This window comes from Actinosynnema sp., from assembly GCF_052038725.1.
In genome coordinates this window covers 1-2,904 of record NZ_JBQGCX010001539.1, presented here as the reverse complement: position 1 = coordinate 2,904, position 2,904 = coordinate 1, and the positions used below count along the sequence as shown (strand labels likewise).

Here is a 2,904-nt window from a genome sequence, read left to right as displayed (position 1 = left end):
ACCAGTGCATCTCCAGCACCACCCGGCTGGTCGCCGTCAGCAGCACCGCCAGCACCCCGAGCGCCACCACCGGGCGCAGGTGGCGGCGGGCCAGGGCCGCGCACACCACCGCGGCGGTGAACGCCACCGCCGTCACCGCCGTGACGTGCCCGCTCGGGTAGCTCCACTGCGGGTGCTCGATCGGCCGGATCCGCCGGTACCCGTACCGGGCCCACACGGTCGCCCAGCACACCGCCAGCAGCACCGCGAACCGCGCCACCAGGGAGACCAGCGCGATCGTGGCCAGCCCCGGGCTCAGCACCAGGCTGACCACCGTCGCGGGCAGCACGACCCAGGACCCGAGCCCCAGCGCCGCGTCGTGCAGCGCCACGTCCACCCCCGGCGCGGGCGCGCCCCGCACCAGCAGCCCGAGCGCCGCCGAGCACCCGAGCAGCACCAGCCCGGCCAGCACCTGCCAGGCCGTGGAGGGCGACCGCACTACCGGGGGGTGATCGCGGCGGCGACGGCGGACCCGAGCGCCGGGTGCAGGAACGTGAAACCGGACCGCTCCAGCGCCTTCGGCACCGCCCGCTGCCCCGCCAGCACGCCCTCCTCGGCCAGCCCGCCCAGCACCGCCTTCAGCGCGAACGGCGGCACCACCCACGGCGCCGGCCGGCGCAGCGCGTGCCCGAGCGTGCGGGTGAACTCGGCGTTGGTCACCGGGCTCGGCGCGGTCAGGTTCACCGGGCCGCCCACGGTCCCGGTCTCCAGCACGTGCACGACGGCCGCGACCACGTCGTCCAGCGCGATCCACGGCATGTACTGCCGCCCGGACCCGAGCCTGCCGCCCAGCCCGAACGAGAACAGCGGCTTGAGCTTGCCGAACAGCCCGCCCGACGGGCTGATCACCAGCCCGGTGCGCAGCTTCACCACGCGCACCCCGGCCTCCTCGGCCTGCCGGGTGGCGCCCTCCCACTCGCGGCACAGCGCGGCCAGGAACCCGGTCCCGGACGGGGTTCCCTCGTCGACCAGCGCCTCACCCGTGTCGCCGTAGAACCCGACCGCGCTCGCGTTCACCAGCACCGGCACCCGGTGCTGCACGACGGCGGCGGCCAGCACCTCGGTGGGCGTGGTGCGGCTGTCCAGCAGGACCTGCTTGCGCGCGTCGTTCCACCGGCGGTCCCCGACCCCGGCCCCGCACAGGTTCACCACGGCGTCGACCCGCTCCAGCGTCCCCTCGTCGATCTTCGCCGAGGGCGGGTCCCAGAACCGCTCGTCCGGCGCGGCGGGCCTGCGCCGCACCAGCCGGAGCACGTCGTGACCACCCGAGCGCAGCGCCGCCACCAGAGAAGTGCCGATGAGACCCGAGGAACCAGCGATGACCACGCGCATGGGGTGATCGTCTCTCAGCGGCGGCGGGCTCGCACACCGGCGGTCCCGGCGAACGGGTGAGGTCCGCCGCACCTGCCCCGAGAGTTCACGCCGGAAAGCGGAGAACCCGCCCCCTGATCAGGGAGCGGGTTCTCGCGGGTGCTGCCGCCGTCAGAGGCCGAGGTCGCCCTCGAAGGCGCCTTCCTCCAGGCGGTTCTTCATGGTGCTCAGGAAGCGACCGGCGTCCGCGCCGTCCACCAGGCGGTGGTCGTAGGTCAGGGCCAGGTAGGCCATGGACCGGATCGCGATCGTGTCGTCGCCGTTGGCGTCGGTGATCACCACGGGGCGCTTCTTGACCACGCCGACGCCCAGGATGCCGACCTGCGGCTGCTGGATGATCGGGGTGTCGAAGAGGGCGCCGTTGCTGCCCAGGTTGGTCAGCGAGAACGTGCCGCCGGTCAGCTCGTCCGGGGTCAGCTTGTTCGCGCGCGCCCGACCGGCCAGGTCGTTGATCTTGAGCGACAGGCCCGCCAGGTTCAGCTCGCCCGCGTTCGAGATCACCGCGTTGAGCAGGCCGCGCTCGGTGTCGATCGCGATGCCGAGGTGCTCGGAGCCGTGGTACGTGACCTCCTTCTTCGCCTCGTCGATGGAGGCGTTCAGCACCGGGTGCTGCTTCAGGGCCTCGACCGCCGCCTTGGCGAAGAACGGGAGGAACGTGAGCTTCGTGCCCTCGCGCTGCTCGAACGCGGACTTCGCCCGGCTGCGCAGGCGCGCGATCCGGGTGACGTCCACCTCGAACACCTGGGTGAGCTGGGCCGACATCTGCAGCGACTCGCGGGTCCGCTGGGCCACGATCTGGCGCAGGCGGGGGAGCTTCTGCGTGGTGCCGCGCTTGCCGCTGGTGTCCACGGCGGCGGGCTTGGCGGCGGGCGCGGCCGGGGCGGCAGCGGCGGCGGGCGCGGCGGCCGGGGCCTTCTTGGCCTCGACGGCGGCCAGCACGTCCTGCTTGCGGATGCGACCGCCGACGCCGGTGCCCTTCAGGGAACCGAGGTCGATGCCGTTCTCCGAGGCCAGCTTGCGCACCAGCGGGGTGACGTAGGGCGCGCCCTCGTCACCGGACTTCTCGGCGGCCGGAGCGGCCTGCTTGGGGGCCTCCTGCTTCGGGGCCTCCTGCTTCGGGGCCTCGGCCTTGGGGGCCTCCGCCTTCGGCGCCTCCTGCTTGGGCGCCTCGGCCTTGGGGGCCTCCTGCTTGGGGACCTCGGGAGCCGGAGCGGCCTTGGGGGCCTCCTGCTTCGCGGGGGCGCCGGAGCCGATCACGGCCAGCTTGCCGCCGACCTCGACCGTCTCGTCCTCGCCCGCGGTGATCTCCAGCAGCGTGCCCGCCACCGGGGACGGGATCTCGGTGTCGACCTTGTCGGTCGAGACCTCCAGCAGGGGCTCGTCGACCTCCACCGAGTCGCCGACCTGCTTGAGCCAGCGGGTCACGGTGCCCTCGGTGACCGACTCGCCGAGCTCGGGCATCGTGACCGGGGTGCCGGAGCCCCCACCGGACGA

General features: G+C 73.9%; 3 protein-coding genes. All 3 read right to left on the bottom strand.

What is annotated here, in order from left to right; genetic code table 11:
• On the bottom strand, positions 1-478 hold a 478-nt coding region (locus tag ACTUAL_RS32325; protein WP_440902887.1), incomplete at its 3' end, for a phosphatase PAP2 family protein.
• On the bottom strand, positions 478-1,371 hold the full coding sequence (locus ACTUAL_RS32320; protein WP_440902886.1) for a TIGR01777 family oxidoreductase: 894 nt from the start codon (positions 1,369-1,371) through the stop codon (positions 478-480). The genes ACTUAL_RS32325 and ACTUAL_RS32320, both read right to left, overlap by 1 nt.
• Positions 1,372-1,521: 150 nt before the next feature.
• A partial coding sequence (sucB, locus tag ACTUAL_RS32315) for a 2-oxoglutarate dehydrogenase, E2 component, dihydrolipoamide succinyltransferase (protein WP_440902885.1) occupies positions 1,522-2,904 on the bottom strand: 1,383 nt, incomplete at its 5' end.